19 protein-coding genes are annotated in these 22,133 nt (G+C 60.9%); 13 read left to right on the top strand and 6 right to left on the bottom strand.

Annotation, left to right across the window (positions count from 1 at the left end):
* Positions 1 to 2: 2 nt before the first annotated feature.
* The 3 genes from ACP15N_RS04160 (at position 3) to cysE (ending at position 5,548) form a co-directional block, all read left to right on the top strand.
* The gene (locus ACP15N_RS04160) at positions 3 to 3,932 is read left to right on the top strand and encodes a baseplate multidomain protein megatron (protein ID WP_425090954.1); all 3,930 of its coding nucleotides are present in this window, start codon (positions 3 to 5) and stop codon (positions 3,930 to 3,932) included.
* Positions 3,925 to 4,638 (top strand): DUF2793 domain-containing protein, encoded by a 714-nt coding sequence (locus ACP15N_RS04155; protein ID WP_425090953.1) that lies wholly within the window; start codon positions 3,925 to 3,927, stop codon positions 4,636 to 4,638. The genes ACP15N_RS04160 and ACP15N_RS04155 overlap by 8 nt, the downstream gene beginning before the upstream one ends.
* A 109-nt stretch (positions 4,639 to 4,747) precedes the next feature.
* Positions 4,748 to 5,548 carry a serine O-acetyltransferase gene (gene cysE, locus ACP15N_RS04150; RefSeq protein WP_425090952.1) on the top strand — a complete coding sequence of 267 codons (801 nt, stop codon included), beginning with the start codon at positions 4,748 to 4,750 and terminating at the stop codon, positions 5,546 to 5,548.
* Between the two features lie 53 nt (positions 5,549 to 5,601).
* Here cysE and ACP15N_RS04145 read toward each other — a convergent pair whose 3' ends face one another.
* The 4 genes from ACP15N_RS04145 to ACP15N_RS04130 form a co-directional block, all read right to left on the bottom strand.
* Positions 5,602 to 6,882, bottom strand: a complete 1,281-nt coding sequence (locus tag ACP15N_RS04145; RefSeq protein ID WP_425090951.1) for a pyruvate dehydrogenase complex dihydrolipoamide acetyltransferase — start codon at positions 6,880 to 6,882, stop codon at positions 5,602 to 5,604.
* A 12-nt stretch (positions 6,883 to 6,894) separates the two neighbouring features.
* Complete coding sequence (locus ACP15N_RS04140) at positions 6,895 to 8,253, bottom strand: pyruvate dehydrogenase complex E1 component subunit beta (RefSeq protein WP_425090950.1); 1,359 nt, start codon at positions 8,251 to 8,253, stop codon at positions 6,895 to 6,897.
* Between the two features lie 15 nt (positions 8,254 to 8,268).
* The gene (pdhA, locus tag ACP15N_RS04135; protein ID WP_425090949.1) at positions 8,269 to 9,264 is read right to left on the bottom strand and encodes a pyruvate dehydrogenase (acetyl-transferring) E1 component subunit alpha; all 996 of its coding nucleotides are present in this window, start codon (positions 9,262 to 9,264) and stop codon (positions 8,269 to 8,271) included.
* Positions 9,265 to 9,346: 82 nt separating this feature from the next.
* Complete coding sequence (locus tag ACP15N_RS04130) at positions 9,347 to 9,604, bottom strand: FtsB family cell division protein (RefSeq protein ID WP_425090948.1); 258 nt, start codon at positions 9,602 to 9,604, stop codon at positions 9,347 to 9,349.
* A 252-nt stretch (positions 9,605 to 9,856) separates the two neighbouring features.
* On the opposite strand from ACP15N_RS04130, the gene ACP15N_RS04125 reads away from it, so the two are divergent.
* Entirely contained in the window at positions 9,857 to 10,639 is a 783-nt protein-coding gene (locus tag ACP15N_RS04125; protein WP_425090947.1) for a hypothetical protein, read from the top strand.
* 32 nt (positions 10,640 to 10,671) lie between these two features.
* Here the strand turns inward: ACP15N_RS04125 and ACP15N_RS04120 are convergent, their stop codons facing one another.
* Both ACP15N_RS04120 and ACP15N_RS04115 read right to left on the bottom strand, forming a co-directional pair.
* Positions 10,672 to 11,556, bottom strand: coding sequence for a fructose bisphosphate aldolase (locus ACP15N_RS04120; protein WP_425090946.1), 885 nt, complete (start codon positions 11,554 to 11,556; stop codon positions 10,672 to 10,674).
* A gap of 91 nt (positions 11,557 to 11,647) precedes the next feature.
* Positions 11,648 to 12,826 (bottom strand): phosphoglycerate kinase, encoded by a 1,179-nt coding sequence (locus ACP15N_RS04115; protein WP_425090945.1) that lies wholly within the window; start codon positions 12,824 to 12,826, stop codon positions 11,648 to 11,650.
* Positions 12,827 to 12,978: 152 nt separating this feature from the next.
* Between ACP15N_RS04115 and ACP15N_RS04110 the strand changes: the two genes are divergently transcribed.
* From ACP15N_RS04110 to ACP15N_RS04070, 9 genes are all read left to right on the top strand, one after another.
* A complete protein-coding gene (locus tag ACP15N_RS04110; protein WP_425090944.1) occupies positions 12,979 to 13,485 on the top strand; it encodes a peptidylprolyl isomerase in 507 nt (168 codons plus the stop codon).
* On the top strand, positions 13,478 to 14,047 hold the full coding sequence (locus ACP15N_RS04105; protein ID WP_425090943.1) for a peptidylprolyl isomerase: 570 nt from the start codon (positions 13,478 to 13,480) through the stop codon (positions 14,045 to 14,047). Before ACP15N_RS04110 ends, ACP15N_RS04105 begins: the two co-directional genes overlap by 8 nt.
* Before the next feature lie 71 nt (positions 14,048 to 14,118).
* Complete coding sequence (locus ACP15N_RS04100) at positions 14,119 to 15,387, top strand: VPLPA-CTERM sorting domain-containing protein (protein ID WP_425090942.1); 1,269 nt, start codon at positions 14,119 to 14,121, stop codon at positions 15,385 to 15,387.
* 105 nt (positions 15,388 to 15,492) lie between these two features.
* Entirely contained in the window at positions 15,493 to 16,476 is a 984-nt protein-coding gene (locus ACP15N_RS04095) for a DUF3179 domain-containing protein (protein ID WP_425090941.1), read from the top strand.
* A gap of 166 nt (positions 16,477 to 16,642) precedes the next feature.
* Positions 16,643 to 18,058, top strand: a complete 1,416-nt coding sequence (locus tag ACP15N_RS04090) for a cryptochrome/photolyase family protein (RefSeq protein ID WP_425090940.1) — start codon at positions 16,643 to 16,645, stop codon at positions 18,056 to 18,058.
* A gap of 89 nt (positions 18,059 to 18,147) precedes the next feature.
* Complete coding sequence (locus tag ACP15N_RS04085; protein ID WP_425090939.1) at positions 18,148 to 19,392, top strand: class I SAM-dependent methyltransferase; 1,245 nt, start codon at positions 18,148 to 18,150, stop codon at positions 19,390 to 19,392.
* A gap of 34 nt (positions 19,393 to 19,426) precedes the next feature.
* Entirely contained in the window at positions 19,427 to 19,867 is a 441-nt protein-coding gene (locus tag ACP15N_RS04080; RefSeq protein ID WP_425090938.1) for a TrgA family protein, read from the top strand.
* A gap of 40 nt (positions 19,868 to 19,907) precedes the next feature.
* On the top strand, positions 19,908 to 21,026 hold the full coding sequence (locus tag ACP15N_RS04075; protein WP_425090937.1) for a gamma-glutamylcyclotransferase: 1,119 nt from the start codon (positions 19,908 to 19,910) through the stop codon (positions 21,024 to 21,026).
* A 74-nt stretch (positions 21,027 to 21,100) separates the two neighbouring features.
* A complete protein-coding gene (locus ACP15N_RS04070; RefSeq protein ID WP_425090936.1) occupies positions 21,101 to 22,132 on the top strand; it encodes a cysteine synthase A in 1,032 nt (343 codons plus the stop codon).
* Position 22,133 lies beyond the last annotated feature (1 nt).

The following is a 22,133-nucleotide window of genomic DNA, read 5'->3' as shown; positions in this document are numbered from 1 at the left end:
CCATGGCAACTCTTGTTCTTTCGGCTGCCGGTGCTGCGATCGGCAGCTCAATTGGTGGTGCCGCGTTCGGCATTTCGGCGACGGTTATTGGCCGGGCCATCGGTGCCACAATCGGTCAGGCGATCGACCAACGTCTTATGGGGGCAGGCTCCCAAGCCGTTGAAACGGGTCGTGTCGAGCGGTTCCGTCTGTCGGATGCGGCCGAAGGGGCTCCGATCCCGGTGGTGTTTGGGAAGATGCGGGTCGCCGGGCAGATCATCTGGGCCTCCCGTTTCCTGGAACGTTCGCAAACCACGGAAACCGGTGGCGGTGGCGGTAAGGGGAGCCCTTCGGCGCCGTCGACTTCCGTGACATCATATTCGTACTCGGTTTCACTGGCCGTTGCACTTGGTGAAGGCACGATGCGCAATATTGGTCGCATCTGGGCGGATGGTATGGAGATCTCCAAGACAGGTCTGAACCTGCGGTTTTACCCCGGCTCCCAGACCCAGATGCCGGATCCCAAGATTGCAGCTGTTCAGGGCGGGGACGTTCCGGCGTTTCGAGGAACTGCGTATGTCGTGATCGAGAACCTCGAACTGGGGCAATTCGGGAACCGTGTTCCGCAGTTCACATTCGAGGTGTATCGCCCCGCGCAACCGCGAAATAGTAAGGGACCGCTTGCCTCTCGTATCCCGGGTGTCGCCATGATGCCTGGAACAGGCGAATATGCCTTGGCCTCGACCGCTGTGCATTGGAGCGGGTCACCCGGAAAGAACACGTCGATCAACGTCAATACACCCGGTGGCAAATCTGACCTGTTGATATCGCTTGACGCCATGAACAACGAGATGCCCGCCTGTCGCGCGGTGTCTTTGGTCGTGAGCTGGTTCGGAGATGATTTAAGGTGCGGAACGTGCCGCATTCGTCCCAAGGTCGAACAGAAAAACTACGAAGCCGCACAGCAGCCTTATGCGATCGGTAGTTATACGCGTGCTGCCTTGCAAATGATGCCGCGGGTCAATGGAAAACCGATCTACGGGGGAACGCCGAACGACGCCTCGGTAATCGAAGCGATACGGACTCTGACTGCTTCGGGCAAGAAAGTCACCTATTACCCCTTTGTCCTGATGGACCAGCTGTCCGGGAACGGGCGGGCCGATCCGTACTCGGAAGCACCGCACCAACCGATTATGCCGTGGCGTGGGCGTATCACGCTCAACAAGGCACCCGGCGTTGTCGCGTCGCTCGATGGGACAGACCAAGCATCGGCGCAGGTTCAGGATTTCTTTGGCACCGCATCGACAGGGTTCACGATCCAGAACGGTGCCGTGAGTTGGACGGCAACGCCGGATTGGCGGTATCGGCACTTCATCTTGCACCAGGCATATTTGTGCAAGGCGGCTGGCGGGGTAGACGCGTTCTGCATCGGGTCGGAAATGCGCGGGCTGACGCAAATTCGCGGGGCCAATAACAGCTTCCCGGCCGTCGATGCGTTGCGCCAGCTTGCGCGCGATGTACGAGCAATCCTCGGGCCCGGTACAAAGATCGGGTATGCGGCCGACTGGTCGGAGTACTTCGGGTATCATCCGCAAGACGGGTCTGGCGATGTATTCTTTCATCTTGACCCGCTCTGGTCGGATCCGGACATCGATTTCATCGGTATCGACAATTACATGCCGCTGTCGGATTGGCGCGATGGGTTGGATCATCTGGATGCCGACGCCGGGGCCGTTCATGCTCTGCAGTACCTCGGGTCCAATGTTGCAGGCGGCGAAGGCTACGACTGGTACTACAAATCGCAAGAGGATCGGGACGCTCAGGTGCGGACGCCGATCGAGGATGGTCTGGCCGGTGAGGACTGGGTGTTCCGCTATAAGGACATTCGGAATTGGTGGGGGAATGCGCACCACAACCGCATCGGCGGGGTTAGGCAAGCCGGGCCGACGAGTTGGGTGCCGCAGAGCAAACCGGTTTGGTTCATGGAGATTGGGTGTGCCGCCATCGACAAGGGGGCAAATCAACCCAACAAGTTCATTGACCTTTATTCCTCGGAATCTGCGTTGCCGCACTACTCGTTAGGCCGCCGCGATGATTTGATGCAGCACGCCTATTATTCTGCGACGCTGAACCACTGGGCGGCCCCCGAAAACAATCCGGTTTCCACCGTCTACGGCGGAAAGATGGTGGATACATCGCGCATTCATGGCTGGGCTTGGGACGCGCGACCTTATCCGTTTTTCCCCAACTCCAGCGCGCTTTGGGCAGACGGCGTGAACTACCCGCGAGGGCATTGGCTCAATGGTCGGATCACGGCACAGGACCTTGGGGAGGTGGTTGCGGAAATCTGCGATCGTGCGGGGCTGAAGTCATACGACGTCTCGGATTTGCGGGGGCTGGTGCGCGGCTTCACGATCTCGGAGCTGCAAAGCCCGCGTTCCGCATTGCAGCCGCTGATGCTGGCACATGGATTCGAGGCCATCGAGAAAGACGGAACACTGCTTTTCAAGAGCCGTCGCAACCAGCGTCCGATAGAAATTGATCCTGATGCGCTGGCCATGGATCCGGACCTGGGAGGTCGGATGCAGCGCACGCGCGCTCCGGAGGCGGAATTGTCTGGCCGGGTTCAGTTGCAGTACGTCGAAGAAGGGGGCGACTACGCGGTACGGTCTGCCGAGGCTGTTTTGCCCGGCGACGATACCCAGGCGGTTTCACAATCCAGCTTTCCGATGAGCTTAACCTATTCGGAGGCGCAGGGCATCGTCGAAAGGTGGCTGGCGGAGGCACGTATCGCGCGAGATGCTGTGCGCTTTGCGCTGCCGATGTCGAGCCGGTCGGTACAGGCAGGTGACCTTGTTCAGGTTGGTGGAGATGCGGCAGAGCCGCAGGTGTACCGGGTCGACCGCATAGAAGAGGCCAATTTGCGCACCATTGATGCGGTGCGCGTAAGCGGCTCCGTGTATCAGGCAAGCGATGCGGTTGAGGCTCTTCCTCCGGTCAAGCCGTTCCAGCCGCCGTTGCCGGTTTTTCCCGTTTTCCTCGACATACCGCTCCTGAGCGATGACGTGCCGGAGCACAGCCCGCGCATTGCCATTGCTGCACAGCCCTGGCCCGGCAGCGTTGCTGTCTACGGCTCGACCGAGGATGCAGGCTACGCGCTTGAAAAGCTGGTCGGATCCAGTGCTGCAATCGGGATTACCGAAACGGAAATGGTGCGTGCCCAGCCGGGCTTGATTGATCGTGGTGGGGCGTTGAGGGTCGATTTCACGAATGGAATGCCAAGTAGCATCGGTATGGATGCGCTGCTGCGCGGCGGCAATCTCGCGGCGATTGGAGATGGCTCTCCACAAGGGTGGGAACTCTTTCAGTTTCAAACCACAACACTCGTGGCGCCTGATGTCTACGACCTGTCGATGCGGCTGCGTGGCCAACTCGGCACGGATGCCGATATGCCGGATGTCTGGCCAGTTGGCAGCCTTGTCGTGCTGTTGCCTGCCGGGACCGAGGCGCTGACAGTACCCTCCCAGTCGCTGCTGTTACCGCGATACTATCGCATTGGCTCTGCGCAGCGGCCGATTGATGACCCGAGTTATGTCTTGGCGACGCCAACTTTCAAAGGGCTTGGCCTGCGACCCTATGCGCCTGCACAACTTCGTGCTGAACGCGTGGCCGACGGGTTTGAGATCGCTTTCCTGCGCCGGACTCGGATCGACGGCGACCGGTGGGACCTGGCCGATGTACCGCTTGGCGAAGCCCGCGAAGACTACCTGCTGAAGGTTGTGCGCACGGATGAAACCGTCTTGCGGCAGGTGTCTTTGTCGAGCCCGGAATGGACGTATTCAAACGCGTTGTGGATGGCTGACGGCAGTCCGGTCGCGTTTCACATCGAAGTTGCGCAAGTGTCGGAGCGGTTCGGGCCAGGCGCGTGGAAGAGGATCACGGTAAATGTCTAACACGTTCAATCTGGGCCTGCCCTTGCTTGAGGCATCGCAGGCTCAAAAGCATGTCACGGTCAATGAAGCTCTGGTCGGGGTCGACGCGCTTAGCCAACTGGTTCTGCAATCCGTCAGCATGGTGGTACCGCCAGTAACTCCGGTCGACGGAGCAGTCTATGCTGTGCCGTCCGGTGCGCAGGGTGCATGGTCCGGTTTCGACGGAAAAATCGCGGCGTATTCCAACGGCGGTTGGGTATATTTTCTTCCGAAAGCCGGTTGGCGTGCTTGGCTGATTGAGGAAGATGCAGAGGTCGTGTTCGATGGTGTCTCGTGGCGTTCTGTTGCCTTTGGTATGTCGTCCTCCGGGGCCGCCACGAACCTCGCCCCAATCGAATTTACGCACAGTGTCACGCCGGGATCCACCAACGAAACCGCGGTTCATATTCCGGCCTCAAGCGTTGTGCTCGGGATCACGGGTCGTGTCATTTCGGAAATTTCTGGCACGCTTGCGTCCTGGCGGCTTGGTGTTGCCGGGTCTGATGATCGCTATGGCACCGGTCTGGGGAGTGCTACGAATTCCTACGCGCGAGGTTTGACAGGAACGCCGCTTACCTACTACGCGGATACGCCACTTGTTCTGACAGCCGAAGGCGGAGAGTTTGCGGCTGGAGAAGTCACTCTGGTCATTCACGTGATGCAGCTCGATCTTCCACAGACTGTTTGAAGCTGGTTTGCTTCGGCGTCTCTGGAATTTGATCGGCGTTTTCCGTGGTTTCCTTGTTTGCGTGGTCGAAAGCGTTTAGCTTGCACGAGCAAGACCCAAGGAGCCGACCATGGCAGAGCTATCCGCGAGCGTAAAAGCCGTAGACCCGGTCTGGGACCGCATTCGTGCCGAGGCGCAGCAAGCCATCCTCGATGAGCCATTGCTGGGGGGGTTGGTGCATTCCAGCCTCCTGCACCATGCGACGTTTGAAAAGGCCTTGGCCTATCGTATCGCGCTGAAGCTCTCATCGGCTGAGATGTCCGGGCAGTTGCTGCGCGAGATCGCGGATGGAGCCTTCAAGGATGATCCGGCGCTTGGCGCTGCGGCACGCGCGGATGTCGTTGCCGTATTTGAGCGCGATCCCGCATGCCACAGGTTCTTGCAGCCGTTGCTGTACTTCAAGGGGTTCCAGGCCATGCAGGCCTATCGCGTTGGGCATTGGCTATATTCCCAAGGCCGTCATGATCTGGCGTATTTCATCCAGATGCGCGTTTCCGAGACGTTTGGAATTGATATCCATCCCGCGGCCCGGATCGGCAAAGGTATCATGATCGACCACGCCCACTCGATCGTGATCGGCGAAACCGCAGTTGTCGGTGACAACGTCTCGATGCTGCATTCGGTCACGTTGGGGGGCACGGGTAAGGAAGATGATGACCGTCACCCGAAAATCGGCGACGGTGTCTTGATAGGTGCTGGAGCCAAGGTTCTGGGCAATATCCAGATCGGGCACTGCTCTCGCATCGCGGCGGGATCGGTGGTTCTGGAAGACGTGCCCCCGTGCAAAACGGTTGCCGGCGTGCCCGCGCGCATCGTGGGCGAGGCTGGCTGCGACCAACCTTCCGTGATGATGAACCAGCTTTTTGAGTGACAGCACAGGCTGCCCGTGACTCGCCAAGGCAGCCTTTCGCGTTTCACTTTCTATCAGGCCAGGAGAACCAGTGGTTTTTCGAGGCCAACAACAATCTGTTCAAGCAGGCGCGCGCCGAGGGCGCCATCTATGACGCGGTGATCCACAGACAGCGTCATCGACATCACGGTTGCCGTGCTAAGTTCGCCGTCCTCCCCAACGACCGGTTTTCTGACACCGGCTCCAACGGCAAGGATGGCGCCGTGTGGCGGGTTGATGACAGCGTCGAAATTCTCGACGCCGAACATCCCGAGGTTGGAGATCGAAAAACTGCCGCCTTGGTATTCATGCGGGGCGAGCTTGCGATCTCGCGCCCGCGCGGCAAGGTCTTTCATCTCCTCCGAAAGCGCGGAAATGGATTTCAGGTCGGAGTTGGTAAGCACCGGCGTAAACAAACCTCCCTCAACAGCGACGGCAACGGCTACGTCGGACCGCTCCAGTTTCACGATACGGTCGCCGGCCCAGATCGCGTTTGCGTCGGGCACGTTCTGGAGTGCGCGCGCGCAGGCTTTGATCACAAAGTCATTCACGCTGAGCTTGGTTCCGCTATCAGCAAGTTGCGCGTTAAGCTCACTGCGAAACGCAAGCAGCGCGTCGAGCGAAACGGAGCGCCGCAGGTAGAAATGCGGGATTGTCTGTTTTGCCTCCGTCAGACGCGCGGCGATGGTTTTGCGCATGCCGTCAAGCGGATGTTCTGAATAGGGCCGATCTTGATATGCTCCGAGGATTTGCGAGGCGCTGGCACCCGTTGCCACGGCCGGCGTTGGGGCGGCTGCGTCGCTCGGTGAGGACTCCACCGCCGCTTGCGGGCCGAGAGTTGCGGTTTCCACATCCGCCTTCACAATTCGCCCACGTGGGCCGCTGCCCTTGATCTGCGAGAGGTCGATCCCTTTGTCGGCAGCGATGCGACGCGCGAGGGGGGACGCAAACACACGCGTTCCATCACGCGGTGCAGGGGGCGTTGCCGGGCTTGCAGGAGGGGTGGGAGGCGTGGTCGCTTCAGCGACAGGCGCAGAAGAGGTGGTATCGGCTGCCACGTCTCCAAGGCTTTCACCTTCGTCCAAAAGGATCGCGATAGGCTCGTTGACCTTCACATTCTCGCTGCCCTCGGCAACGAGGATCTTGCCGACGATGCCTTCATCCACCGCCTCGAACTCCATGGTCGCTTTGTCGGTTTCGATTTCGGCCAGAAGATCGCCAGACGAAACGCTATCCCCTTCCTTTACCAACCATTTCGCCAGTGTGCCCTCCTCCATCGTTGGAGAAAGCGCAGGCATGAGAATTTCGGTTGCCATGGTCTCTCCTCCTTATCGATAGGTCACGGTCTTTACGGCCTCGATAACCTCGTCGGTTGTCACCAGCGCGAGCTTTTCGAGGTTGGCCGCATAGGGCATCGGGACGTCCTTGCCGGTCAGGTTGATCACGGGTGCATCGAGGTAGTCGAAGGCTTCCTGCATCAACACGGCAGAGATGTGGTTGCCTATGGATGCAACCGGAAATCCCTCCTCCACAGTCACGCAGCGATTGGTTTTCTGGACCGATGCGATGACTGTTTCAGTGTCCAGCGGGCGGAGCGTTCGCAGGTCGATCACTTCCGCACTGATCCCGTCCTTGGCCAGACGGTCTGCGGCATCCAGAGCATACGTCATACCGATCCCGAAGCTGACGATGGTCACATCTGAGCCTTCGCGCCAGACACGGGCCTTGCCGAACGGCACCGTGTAATCATCAAGTACCGGCACGTCGAAGGAGCGCCCGTACAGTATCTCGTTTTCAAGGAAGATGACCGGGTTCGGGTCACGGATCGCGGATTTCAACAAGCCCTTTGCATCCGCTGCCGAGTAGGGCATCGCGACCTTTAGCCCAGGGACGTGTGCATACCATGCGGCATAATCCTGACTGTGCTGGGCGGCGACCCGTGCAGCGGCCCCGTTCGGGCCACGGAACACGATCGGGCACCCCATCTGACCACCTGACATGTACAGCGTTTTCGCAGCAGAATTGATGATCTGGTCAATCGCCTGCATCGCGAAATTGAAGGTCATGAACTCCACGATCGGGTTCAGGCCTCCAAAGGCCGCACCGACCGCGAGACCGGCAAACCCGTGCTCGGTGATTGGCGTGTCGATAACGCGCTTTGAGCCAAATTCATCCAGCAAGCCCTGACTGATCTTGTAGGCGCCCTGATACTCGGCAACTTCCTCGCCCATCAGAAACACGTTGTCGTTGGCCCGCATTTCCTCGGCCATTGCATCGCGCAAAGCCTCGCGGACGGTCTGGGTCTTCATCTCCGTCCCGGTGGGCAGGTCGGGTTCGTCCGGGATCACGATCTTGGCGGGTGTCACAGCCACGGCAGTTGTCGCGGGCGCATTCGTCGGAGTTTCGATAGGAGTTTCGGCTCCTGTGGCGTCCGACAGATCCTCACCATCCTCCAGAAGGACTGCTATCGGCGCATTGACCTTCACGTTGTCGGTCCCGGCGGCGATCAGGATTTTGCCGACGATACCTTCATCGATGGCTTCGAACTCCATCGTCGCCTTGTCGGTTTCGATTTCAGCGATGATGTCGCCGCTGCTGACCACGTCGCCTTCCTTGACCAGCCATTTTGCCAGCGTGCCTTCCTCCATCGTCGGAGACAGGGCAGGCATGAGAATTTCCGTTGCCATGGTACGTCTCCCTCCTCAGGCTTCTGCGTAGATATCGGTGTAAAGCTCGGACAAAGCGGGTTCCGGGCTGTCCTTGGAGAACTCGGCCGCGTCGTTGACGATGCCCTTGATCTCCTTGTCGATGGTTTTCAGATCGTCTTCGGAAGCGTGCTTTCCGGACAGGAGCATCTCGCGCACATGCTCGATCGCATCGCGTTGTTCGCGCACCTTCTGAACCTCTTCGCGGGTTCGGTACTTTGCGGGATCCGACATCGAATGACCCCGGTAGCGGTAGGTTTTGACTTCAAGGATGTAGGGTCCCTTGCCGGAGCGACAGTGCGCGACGGCCTTTTCCCCGGCGGCCTTCACCGCAAGAACATCCATACCGTCCACTTCTTCGCCCGGAATGCCGTAGGCCGCACCACGTTCCCACATGCTTGGGGATTTCGTCGACCGCGCAACTGACGTACCCATCGCGTACTGATTGTTTTCAATGACAAAAATAACCGGCAGACCCCAAAGCTCGGCCATGTTGTAGGTCTCGTACACCTGGCCCTGATTTGCCGCTCCATCGCCGAAATAAGCGAAGGTGACGCGGTCGTTTCCTTTGTACTTGTCGGAAAATGCAAGCCCTGCGCCAATCGGCACTTGCGCCCCGACGATCCCGTGGCCGCCGTAAAAATGCTTCTCTTTCGAAAACATGTGCATGGAGCCACCCTTGCCCTTGGAGTAGCCCCCCTCGCGCCCGGTGAGTTCTGCCATCACCCCCTTGGGATCCATGCCGCAGGCCAGCATATGCCCGTGATCCCGGTACGAGGTGACGCGCTTGTCGCCCTCGCTCGCCGCGGCTTCGAGCCCGACGACGACCGCTTCCTGTCCGATATAGAGATGGCAAAACCCGCCGATCAGTCCCATGCCGTAGAGTTGGCCAGCCTTCTCCTCGAACCGCCGGATCAGCAGCATCTCCCGATAGTATTCGAGCAGCTCGTCTTTCGAGACATTGGGTTTCTTGGTTGCTCTACGCGCGGCCATGGGTCCTCCTCCCGCTGGTGACGTAATAGTTTAATGTTAAACTAAGCGACTCTCGGGGCAGGGTCAATCAAGGCGCAACGGCCTATTGAATGAGAATCTCGTCGGACCGCGCGTAACCCAGGATGTCGCGCGCCTGCTGGTCCAGAAGGTCGAGGTCAAGGTAACTGTCCGACATGCGCCGGGTCTTGTTCTGCAATGCGGCCAGTTCGGCCTCGAGCGCGTCAAGGTCTTTGATCAGTTTGCGCTCTTCGGCTTCGATCTGAATACGATTGAACAGCCCATAATCCCCCTGCACAGCATGCATCACGAAATACGCCCCGAGAAGGAGCGCTCCGAGCATCACAAGCGCCCCATGCAGGGCGGAAGATCTCTGGCGGTGTGTCACGTGCTGCCTCACGCGCCTCTAACGGGCGCTCGGTGCATACTGTCATAGTGATTCGCCAATGTGAATCCCCAATCTTGCACCGGTGTTCGTTTGGTATCGGGATATGGCGTTGTGGTAAGAGTGCCGCTGGTTTCGCGAGTTTTCGAACGGTTTCCGTCTTCTTCGGAGGGTGGGGGCATAGCTGGTTTCTGTTTCAGGATTTTTTGAATGATAAGCGCCATCAGCAAGCAGCTTGCAGGCTTCCTTCCGCAGTACGGGCGCGCGCTTTGGGCGCTTTTGACCCAGCCACGCGCATGGGTCGAAGCCCGGGCCCGGTCCGGGTTTTCCGCGTGGGAGGCAACGACCTTCTGGGCCGCGTCCTACGTATTTTTCATCGTGACGCGGTTTCTGGTTTTCGAGCGCAAGGCCGATCCCTTTGCCTTCGTGGCCGCGGCGTTCCTGACGGATGGCTTGCACCTGCTGTTGACCGCGCTGGCGTTTTGGGCGCTCTGGCGCGCGGCCTCAGCGCAATTGCAATTGCCCCAGGTCATCACTGCCGCAGCCTATTGCATCGGCGCTGTCATGCCATTCCAGGTCGTTCTGGTCATCCTGATGTTTGCAGCGATTCAGTTTCTGAGCCCCGAGGCGTTTGTGATCACGGCCAACATCCTGAACGGATGCGCCGATATCGCAGCGACCCTGGATCTGTTCGGCGCTGTGACCTCAGGCGCATTGGAGGCAGGCTGGCTCGGCATTGCCGCCCTTGCGTTGTATGCGATCGCGTTTTTCGCCCTGTCGGGGGTGTTCATCTTCTACAGCGTCGTGTTCGTGCAGGTGCTCCGGCGCCTCGCGCCGGTTGGAACACCTGTTTTCCTGCTTTTTTGTGCCTCTGGCTTTGTGCTGTGGTTGCTCGCTGGCATGGTCAGCGCAGTTATCGACGTGATGCTGCTGTCCGACACCGAAGCGTGCCTGCAGGTGTCTGACATACTTCAATCAGGAGGCGCACAGTAATGGCGCTGCGCCTTAGATGTTTGCCGGTACTGTCAGCCCGCGACAGACGCGGCGTGGATGCTGTCAATCGACCCTGCAATCATCGCGTTGAACTCCGCGTCGGTTTGCTTGTCCGAGAGCCCTTCGGTCAGCGCGCGCGAGAAGGAGGCGATCATGCCGGTGTTCTGTGCAAGTTTGGCATTGGCGTCCTCGCGCGAATACCCTCCGGACAGCGCCACGACCTTCATCACCTTGGGGTGCGCGATCAGCGGCGCATAAAGATTTGCGGTCTCGGGCAGCGTCAGCTTCAGCATCACCTCTTGCCCCTCCGGAATCCCGTCCAGATGCGCAGTGATCTCGGCCAGCAGAATTTCTTCCGCCTCCGCCTTGTCGGCGATAGAGATGGTCACTTCGGGCTCGATAATCGGCACCAGGCCATGCGACAGCACCTGTGCACCCAACTCGAATTGCTGCGCAACGATGGCCTTGATGCCCGCCGGATTGGCGGCTGAGATCACGGACCGCTCCTTCGTGCCGAAGATGCCCTTTGCCTTTGCGCGTTCGAGCAGATCGTCGAGGCCGGGGATTGGCTTCATCAATTGAACGCCGTTCTCTTCAGCCTCAAGACCCTTGTCGATCTTCAGAAACGGCACGACGCCCTTGTCCTCCCAAAGGTAGGCGGGCGCGGGCTTGCCCGCAAATTCGCGGTCCATCGTCATTTCGAACAGGATCGCACCGATCACCTTGTCCCCGGTGAAGGCCGGGGCGGCCACGATGCGGGCCCGCATCTTGTGGATCAGGTCGAACATGTCCGCGTCCGAACTGTAAGCGTCCTCTTCGATGCCATAGAGGCGGAGCGCTTTCGGGGTAGAGCCCCCTGATTGGTCGAGGGCTGCGATAAAGCCTTGGCCGCCGCGGATCTTGTCTGCCATCGACATGGGGTCTCTCCGTTCGTTCTGAAATGCGTTCTGAGACGGGCTTAGCGAAGGGGCGCGCGGCCCGCAATTGTGGTCGCGCTAACAGTTGCGCTCAGGTGGACAATGCGGCCACACCGGGCAGCGTTTTGCCTTCCATCCACTCCAGAAACGCACCTCCGGCGGTGGAGATATAGGTGAAATCCGCGGCCGCCCCTGCGCGGTTCAACGCGGCGACCGTGTCCCCGCCGCCTGCCACGGTGATCAAGGTGCCAGCGCTCGTCGCGTCTGCGGCGGCCCGTGCTGCGGCGTTGGTCGCTGCATCGAAGGGGGAAATCTCGAACGCGCCGAGTGGGCCATTCCAGATCAGCGTCCTGGCTTGGGCAAATACGTCGCGCAAAGCCTCCACCGTTTCCGGGCCGGCATCCAGGATCATCGCATCCGCCGGGCAGGCATCCACGGGCAGAACCTCGTGCGCGGCGCCTTCCTTGAACTCACGCGCCACGACGATGTCCCGCGGCAGGTGGATGGTGCACCCGGCGGTCTTGGCTTTTTCGAGTATGCCTCGGGCCGTTTCGGCCATGTCCCGTTCGGCCAGGGATGTGCCGATCTCGAACCCTTGCGCGATCAGGAACGTGTTGGCCATCCCGCCACCAATCACCAGATGATCAACTTTTTGAACGAGGTTCCCAAGGAGTTCGAGCTTGCTGGACACTTTCGCTCCGCCGACCACAGCGACAACCGGGCGCTTGGGAGTGCTCAGCGCGGCCTCCAGCGCCTGCAACTCCGCCTGCATCAACCGACCGGCACAGGAGGGAAGGCGGCGCGCGATCCCCTCGGTAGAGGCATGCGCGCGGTGCGCGGCTGAGAAAGCATCGTTGCAATAGACATCGCCCAGACTGGCCAGAAAATCCGCCATTGCCGGGTCGTTCTTTTCCTCGCCTTCCGCAAAGCGCGTGTTTTCGACCAAAACAACGGCGTCCTGAGGCATCGCGGCGATGGTCGCTGGGTCGGGCCGCTCCATGAATTCGACATTGCGCCCGAGGGCTGCTTCAAGTGCAGGCTGCACCACGCGCAGCGACATCTCCGGCACGACCTTGCCCTTGGGCCGTCCGAAATGCGCGAGCAACACGACACGCCCGCCTGCCGTCAGGATGTCCTGCACGGTCGGCACGATCCGCTCGATCCGCGTGGCATCGGTCACCTTGCCGTCTTCGACGGGCACGTTGATATCGACGCGGGTCAGGACGGTTTTGCCCGCAAGGGCCACGTCATCAAGGGTTTTCCAGCTCATGCGAACGCTCTCGGGTTTGGTCTGTCTCGTGTGGTTTGGGCCAGATCGGGCGCGCAGGTCAACCGTGCATCCGCCGACGCGTGCAACGCCCTCTTTCCCTTCGTGGTCAACCACAATAGGGTCGCGCCAATTCTAGCGGACAGGAGGGCCCGATGGCCGAGATCAAGGATCCCGAAAACACGATACTGGTGGAACTCAAGGATGGCACGGTCACGATTGAGCTGTTGCCCGATGTGGCCCCCCAGCACAGCGCCCGGATGAAGGAACTGGCGCGCGCAGGCGCCTATGACAACGTGGTCTTTCACCGCGTGATCGACGGCTTCATGGCCCAGACCGGTGATGTGGCCAACGGCAATGCGGAAAAGAACTTCAACATTCGGATGGCGGGCACCGGCGCGTCGGATTTGCCGAACGTGCCGGCCGAGTTTTCCAAGCTGCCCCATGATCGCGGCACCTTGGGCGCGGCCCGCAGCCAGAACCCTGACAGTGCCAACTCGCAGTTTTTCATCAACTTTTCCGACAACCACTTCCTGAACGGGCAATACACCGTCTACGGTCGCGTCATTGACGGGATGGAGCATGTCGACAAGATCGTGCGGGGCGAACCGCCGATGAACCCCGACCGCATGATTTCCGTGAAGGTGGCTGCCGATGCGTAAATGGGCCCTGTCAGCACTTGGCGGCGTGGCATTGGCTTGGTCTGCGGCACCGCAGGCCGGCGCCATCGGCCTTGAGATCGAGATCGCAGGCGAGGGCGCCAACGGCACCGTCGTCATCGATCTGCTCGAAGAGGTCGCCCCCGCCCATGTCAAACAGATTGCGGGCCTCGCGGCCGAGGGTGCGTATGATGACGTGGTCTTTCATCGCGTAATCGCCGGGTTCATGGCGCAAACGGGCGACGTGCAGTACGGCAAGATGGGCGCGGATATGCGCCGTGCCGGAACCGGGGGCTCGGACCGCGATGACCTCGCGGCGGAGTTTTCCGACGTGCCATACGATCGCGGCGTCGTAGGCATGGCACGCGCCCAGAACCCGAATTCAGCCAACAGCCAGTTCTTCATCATGTTTGCCCCCGGACCATTTCTGAATGGTCAGTACACTGTTGTGGGGCGCGTGACCGAGGGCATGGAGGTCGTCGACCAGATCAAGCTGGGCGACGGGCCCAACGGCGCCGTGCTGGGTCAACCCGACCGAATGGTGACAGTTACCGTCACCGAGTAGGCGCATCCCTTACAAAATCGTTACACCGCCCCCGTAGCGTCGGGGGCGTTAACGTTTTTGAGGGGTATTCTATGCGTTTTGTTTCCTTGATCGCAGTTCTTGCGACCGGTGCGATCGGCACGGTCGCTCATGCGGACTGTACCGCCGTCGGCGGCGTTCCCAGCGGCACCACAATCACCTGCGACGGCGTGTCGATCCTTGACGGCCCGGATGCGACCGAGACCCGGGGCATCGATGACGGCAGCGACAATCTGACAATCAACGTGCTTTCGGGTGCCGAGATCGACACAACAGCGAGCGGCGACCGCGCGATCAACCTCGGCAACAGCGAAGACAGCATTGTCGACAACGATGGCACGATCAACGCCGGGGATGAGGGCATCCAGGGCGGCGATCGGCTGCGGGTGGAGAACTCCGGCACCGTGACGGCTGTCGAAAAAGCCATCGACGCCAACGGGGATGGGGTCGTGGTGATCAACAGCCTGGGGGCCAGCATCACCTCCGTCCTGAATGAGGGGATCGAGACGGGTGACGGGGCGACAATCACCAATGACGGCACGGTGTCAGCCTTCGACGATGCCATTCAGGTCGGTGAGAACGCGCTGATCACCAATTCGGGCACGATCCAGAACACCCAAGTGGCTGCTGATATCGTCGGATCGGTCGAGGCTCAGGACGCGATCGATATCGATTCCGGGACGGTCGTAAACACGAGCACGGGAAAGATCATCTCGACAACGAACGCGGCGATTGATTTCGACCCCGGTGCCAACGGGTCGCTGATCGAGAACGCGGGTGTCATCAAGGGAACCGAAGCCGTCACCGTCGACAGTGCGGACACAGCCGCCCAAACGGTCAAGAACAGCGGAACGCTCGAAGGGACATCGGGCACCGCGCTGAACCTTGGCATGGGCGCGGACGCGGTCGAGCTCGCCGAAAGTTCGATTGTTATCGGAGATATCCTGCTCGGGGCGGGGCTGGATACGCTGACATTCACGGGCATGACCTATGCCGGTCTTGCGGCGGGCAATACCTATGCCGGTGGTGCGGATGACGACACGGTCGTTTTCGACGCATACGCGTCCGGCAGCATCTTCGACGTAGTGGTTGCAGGGGTGGATGTGACGCTGACGCTCGGAACGGCTACCGATAGCCTGATGCTGTCGCTGAGCAGTTTCGAGACATTCGTTTTCTCTGGCGGGGAGGCCGATGAGAGCTTCAGCCTGGCCGAATTGGCTGCGTTCGGTGCGCCACCCGTCGTTCCGCTTCCCGCCACTGGGTGGCTGTTGCTGGCCGGTGTCGGCGCCTTGTCTTTGCGGGCCCGTCGCAAAGCGGCCTGACGGTACACTATCGTACACGGCCCGTCACGCCTGTGTGTGACGGGCTGGATTTGGGGCATGGTCCAGCCCACTCTGCGGTGGGTGGACAAGACGCAGGGGCCCCGCATGATCCGATTTCAGCACTATCTTCGCCTGGCTATGGGCGCTTTGACCATAGCGGTAAGCGTGCCGCTTGCCTTTGCCGACCCTCTTGCGTGGCAAGATGAATGGCCGCGGACCGAATTCTCTATCCATGCGGTGCCGCTGGAGGAGATCATCTCGGGTGGGCCGGGGCGGGACGGCATTCCGGCTTTGGAGGATCCCGCGTTTGTCCCCGTCACCGAGAAGGTGGGGATCGAAGACCGCGAGCCGGTGATCACGGTGGAGTTGGAAGGTGCGCGCGCGCGGGCATACCCGATCCGGTATCTGATGTGGCATGAGATCGTGAACGACACGGTCGCGGGACGACCCATTGCAGTGACGTTCTGTCCCCTGTGCAACTCGGCGATTACCTTCGACCGCCGCTTGGACGGGCGGGTTCTGACGCTGGGAGTGACAGGAAAGCTGCGCAAATCCGACATGGTGATGTTTGATCGCGAGACAGAATCCTGGTGGCAGCAGGCCATCGGCGAGGCGATTGTCGGGGTCCATACTGGCCGGGTTCTCGACCAGTTGCCGACCTGGATGGAAAGTCATGCGGCCTTTCGGATGCGCAATCCTGACGGTCTGGTGATGGCACAGCCACCCTTGCGCCGCGACTACGGGCGCAACCCTTATGTGAACTACGACAGTTCGCGCATGCCGTTTCTGTATTCCGGCGAGGTGCCACCGCACGGTATTCCAGCGCTTGCCCGCGTGGTGCGCGTCGGGGACCAAGCCTGGCCCCTGACGCGGTTGGCGGAGGTCGAGCAGTTGACCGAGGCGGGAGTGACCCTTTCTTGGACGTCCGGCAAGGCCTCTGCCCTTGATACCGCGCGGATCGCGGATGGCCGCGATGTGGGGGCCATCAGGGTGCGCGATGCGGCGGGGAACGATGTGGCGCACGATGTCATGTTTGCCTTTGCCTTTCACGCGTTCTGGCCGGATGGCGCGTGGATGCTGGGAGAATGAGCGCCGCCCAACTGCCAGGCACTTGATCTTTTTCAAAGGCGGCTGTTGAACCACCCCCAGTTGCGCCTCCAGCCCGGTATTTCGCGATTTGAATGGGCAGCAGCGTCTTGACCGATCCCTACGGTGCGCCATGTGTCGGCCAAGCGGCGCAGAGGAAAGGGCGACGATGGGGCAGGCTCCGGTTTTATGGTGGGTACGTCGGGATTTGCGGTTGAGCGACAACCCGGCCCTGCACGCGGCGGTCGCCTCTGGCGCACCCGTGATCCCGGTGTTCATTTGCGATGACCTGGTCGACGGGCTCGGGGCTGCGCCGAAGTGGCGGCTGGGGCTCGCTCTGGAGGCGTTTGCAGCTGCCTTGGAGGCCGCGGGCAGTCGACTGATCCTGCGTCAGGGCAAGGCATTCGACGTGCTTTCGGCCCTTGTGGCCGAGACCGGAGCGTCCGCGGTGCATTGGACCCGGCAATATGATCCACAACAGATCGACCGTGATCGCAAGGTCAAGAAAGCGCTCGCCGAGACAGGCTTGTCGGTTGAAAGTCACGCCGGGCATCTGTTGTTTGAGCCCTGGACGGTCGAGACCGGGACGGGTGGGTTCTACAAGGTCTACACACCGTTCTGGAAATCGGTCCGGGATCGTGATCCCGGCGCGCCGCTTTCGGCCACGCCGTCCCTCGGGAGCCCGGCGGCATGGCCCGAGAGCGATGCGCTTGCGGACTGGGAACTTGGTGCGGGGATGCATCGTGGCGCGGCCGTTGTGCGCCCGCACGTCACCGTGGGCGAGGAGGCGGCGCGCGGCCGGCTCGGCGCGTTTCTGGCCCACCGGGTCGATGCATATGACCGCGCACGGGACATTCCCGGAATCGACGGTACATCCGGCCTGAGCGAGAACCTGACCTACGGCGAGATTGGCCCGCGCACGGTCTGGGCCGCCGGGCAGCGCGCGCTTTCGGATGGTAAGGCTGGGGCAGAGACATTTCTGAAGGAACTGGTCTGGCGCGAGTTCTCCTATCACCTGATCTACCACACGCCGCGGATCGCCACCGGAAACTGGCGCGAGGAATGGGATACCTTTCCGTGGCGGAAGGACAACGCGGACGCCGAGGCGTGGCGGCAGGGGCGCACGGGGGTCCGGTTCGTCGACGCCGCGATGCGTGAGATGTATGTGACCGGCCGGATGCACAATCGCGGGCGCATGATCGTGGCGTCCTATCTGACAAAGCACCTGATGACTGACTGGCGCATCGGATTGCGCTGGTTCGAAGACTGTCTGATCGACTGGGACCCGGCGGCCAACGCCATGGGTTGGCAATGGGCAGCGGGATCGGGCCCGGATGCCGCGCCCTATTTCCGGGTCTTCAATCCTGATACCCAACTGAACAAGTTCGACCGCGACGGGGCGTATCAGAAAGCCTGGCTGGCGGAACTCTATGACGAGCCCAGTGAGACGGCCTTGAGCTACTTCGACGCGATCCCGCGCGCTTGGGATCTGTCGCCGGACGACCCCTATCCCGACCCCGTTGTCGGCTTGAGCGAAGGCCGCGAACAGGCGCTTGCCGCGTATCAGGCGCACAGGGCGGCGTAGGTTTGACAAAACGCCTGTAAATCTACATTTACAAGATTGCCGCCGCGCGTGTGACCGGTGCGCGCGCCGCTGACGAAACGAGGACGATGATGCATATGCTTGCAAGTACGAAAGGCAGCGGAGAGCCGCTGCTGACGACCGTAAAGGGCCAGCGCGATTTGCCACGCTACTTCGGAGCGGTGCTTGAACAATCGCAAAAGATGGGTCACGGGCGGCTTGACTTCGTGCTGCCGGACGGTCGTCGGTTCCGGGCCGAAGGGGCGGCCCCGGGCCCGGTTGCGGAACTGCACATTCACAACCCGGATATCTTTGCCCGGCTGATCCGCGAAGGCGATCTGGGGTTTTGCGATGCGTATCTGGAGGGATGGTGGTCCACACCGGACCTTCAGGCGTTCATGGACCTCGTGCATGCCGATAATGACGAGATTTACGATGGGTTTCCCGGCATGGGTCTGGTGCGTGCGTTCGAGAAGGCACGCCATTGGCTCAGGTCCAATTCCAAGCGGCAAGCGAAGAAGAACATCTCGCACCATTATGATCTGGGTAACGCATTCTATGGGCTCTGGCTGGACGAGACGATGACGTATTCGTCGGCACTATTCGAAACGGGTCAGGAAAGCCTGGAGGCAGCGCAGGAGAAGAAATACGCCTCCATGGTGGATGAAATGGGTGCGCAGCCCGGCGATCATGTGCTGGAGATCGGCTGCGGGTGGGGCGGGTTTGCCGAGTACGCCGCGCAGCAGAGGGGGTTGAAGGTGACCTGCCTGACGATCAGCAAGGAACAGTATGATTACGCGGTGGGCCGCATCGCGAAGGCAGGTTTGTCGGACCAGGTCGAGATCAAGCTGCAGGACTATCGCGACGAGCGGGGCCTCTACGATGGTATCGCGTCGATCGAGATGTTCGAAGCGGTGGGGGAAAAATACTGGCCGGTCTATTTCGACACGCTGCGCGACCGCCTGAAACCGGGCGCCAATGCCACGCTTCAGATCATCACCGTGCAGGATCGTCGCTTCGAAATTTACCGCAACGGTGTCGATTTCATCCAGAAGTACATCTTCCCCGGGGGCATGTTGCCGGGGCCAAGCATCCTGCGGGAGCAGGTTCGAAACGCCGGGCTTGAAGTCAAACGCTCGGTCGAATTCGGTGAGAGCTATAGCCAAACCCTGCGTCGCTGGCACGACACGTTCAACGCCCGCTGGGAGGAGGTCTCGGCGCTTGGTTTCGATGACAGATTTCGCCGCATGTGGAACTTTTATCTGACATCTTGTGCCGCTACCTTCCACTACGGAAACTGTGATGTCACTCAGATCACGGTAACGAAACCGGGGTAGTCACTGCCCCGTTGAGGGTAGAACAGGACACGCTATGCCGACGGGCGCAAAACTCCTCGGGGCCATTCTTTTCGCATTGACCGGCGCTCTGGCCGCCTGGATCGGAATTCCAGGTCTGCCGGATGGACGTCAGGCCGGTCTGCTCATCCCGATCGCAACCTTGTCCGGGGCTTACTTCGGGTGGACCCTCGCAGGGGCGCATGACACCTCGACGTTGCGCAAGTCGCTTGTCCTGTCGTTCCGCACCATGGTGCTGATGTTCATCTCGACCATGTTCTTCATCGCCGGGGAAGAGGCCTATCAAAGGTCGATCAAACTGCGCTATGATGGTCCGGTAGAGGCTGTGACGGATATTGCCAACCTCATGATTTTCTTCGGAGAAATGGCTGTTCAGCCTGCGGTGTTGACCGTTATGGGTCTTGGCGTGATCGTGGGCGCGGTTTTCGTCAGCTGGGCTGGTCGCGTCTGGGAATAAATCTCCGCATGGCAACCGCACGCTTGGGGGCAAGGTGCCGATGACCTCTCTGTTCGTGTTCGGCACGCTGCGTGATCCCGAATTGCTGGCGCTGGTACTCGGGCGCTCGGTCAAGACAGACCGCGCCCATCTGCAAGATCACGCGGTCTTTCGAGTGCAAGGTGCGGAGTTTCCGATCTGCGTGCCCAGCCCCGGCAAGCGGGCGGAGGGGCTTTTGATCCGGGGACTTGATGCAGACACGTTTTCCCGTCTGGATTTCTATGAGTGCGGATTCGGGTACACGCGTGCGGAACATGGCATTTCTGTGGCAGGCGCCACGGTCCGCGCACAGGTTTACGTCCCTTTGGGTCCTGCCCTGCGTTCCTCGGGCGAGGGCTGGTCTTTGGCGGTCTGGCAACGCGATCACGGCGCACTGACCCGCGAGGTGGCCCGCGAAGCGATGGCGCTTGCCGGGGCGATCCCACCCGAAGATGTCCCGGCCCGCTGGCCGGTCTGGGCAGCGCGGGCGCAGACACGCCTGAACGCAAGGCATCGCCCGGCCACGAGGCGCGAGGGGCTGCCGGACCTCTCTAAGCTTGAGGTGGAAAGGGTCGATGTTCCGGTTGACGCATTTTTCAGGGTCGAGGACCATCACATCAGGTTCCCGAACTTTGCCGGAGGTGTCAGCAAAACGGTCAGCCGTGTGGCCTTTGTCTCGGTCGATGCCGTCACGGTGCTGCCCTATGATCCTGTGCGCGACCGCGTTCTGCTGGTCGACCAGTTTCGCACCGGGGCCTATGCACGCGGTGACACACAGCCATGGATGCTGGAACCGGTCGCCGGACGGGTGGACGGCGGAGAGACGTGGGAGCAGACAGCACATCGCGAAGCGCAGGAGGAGGCGGGGGTCTTACTGACCGCACTCGAATTCATCGGAAGGTACTATCCATCACCCGGTGCGCTTACCGAGTACCTGATTTCATACGTTGGCCTGTGCGATTTGCCTGACGGGCAGGCGGGCCTGTTCGGGGTGGCGTCGGAGGCTGAGGATATTCGCACGTATCTGGTCAGCTTCGACACCCTGATGGAGATGTGCGCCGACGGGCGCGTCCAGACCGGACCGTTGCTCCTGTCCGCCTATTGGCTGGCGGCCAACCGTCCCCGGTTGCGACAGGGTTGAGCGGCTTGCAGCAGGTCTTGCGCCCAAGCTACGCGGCGCTTAGCAATACGAACGCACTTCCAAGAGGACAGCCCATGCAGATCCACAGCGACCTTGCCTCCGCCATCGGCAACACGCCCCTGATCCGCCTGCGAAAGGCCAGCGAGGCGACGGGCTGCGAAATCCTCGGCAAGGCGGAGTTCATGAACCCGGGCCAGTCGGTCAAGGATCGCGCTGCGCTCTACATCATTCGGGACGCCGTCGCGCGGGGGGATCTGAAACCCGGAGGCACGATCGTCGAGGGGACTGCTGGAAACACCGGCATCGGCCTTGCGCTGGTCGGGGCATCCATGGGGTTCAAGACGGTGATCGTCATCCCCGAAACGCAGTCCGAGGAAAAGAAGGACATGCTGCGTCTCGCCGGCGCAGAGCTCGTTCAGGTGCCAGCTGTGCCCTATAAAAATCCCAACAATTACGTGCGGTATTCCGGGCGTCTGGCCGCGCGCCTTGCACAAACCGAACCAAATGGGGCGATCTGGGCCAATCAGTTCGACAACACCGCAAACCGCCGCGCGCATGTCGAAACGACAGGCCCCGAGATCTGGAAACAGACGGATGGAAAGGTCGACGGGTTCATCTGCGCGGTCGGCTCTGGCGGGACCGTCGCAGGCGTCGCGGAAGCGTTGCAGCCAAAGGGCGTCAAAGTCGGGCTGGCGGATCCGCTGGGGTCCGGCATCTTTGGCCTGCTGAACCCTGAGGCCGACAAGCTAGATGGCAACTCCATCTCCGAAGGGATCGGGCAGGGGCGGATCACCGCGAACCTCGAAGGGTTCGCACCCGACATGTCCTATCAGATATCGGACCACGAGGCGCTGCCGATCGTCTTTGATCTTCTGGCAGAGGAAGGGCTGTGCCTTGGCGGCTCCTCGGGCATCAATATCGCCGGCGCGATGCACATGGCGCGCGACCTCGGCCCGGGTCACACGGTCGTGACGATCTTGTGCGACTACGGCACGCGGTATCAGTCGAAGCTCTTCAACCCGGACTTCTTGCGATCCAAGGACCTGCCGATGCCTGCGTGGCTTGAGGACAGCGGTATGATCATGCCCACGGTGTTCGAGGATTGAC

This window comes from Tropicimonas sp. S265A, from assembly GCF_049800835.1.
In the GTDB taxonomy this organism is placed as follows: Bacteria; Pseudomonadota; Alphaproteobacteria; order Rhodobacterales; family Rhodobacteraceae; genus Dinoroseobacter.
This window is presented reverse-complemented; position numbering and strand designations above follow the sequence as displayed.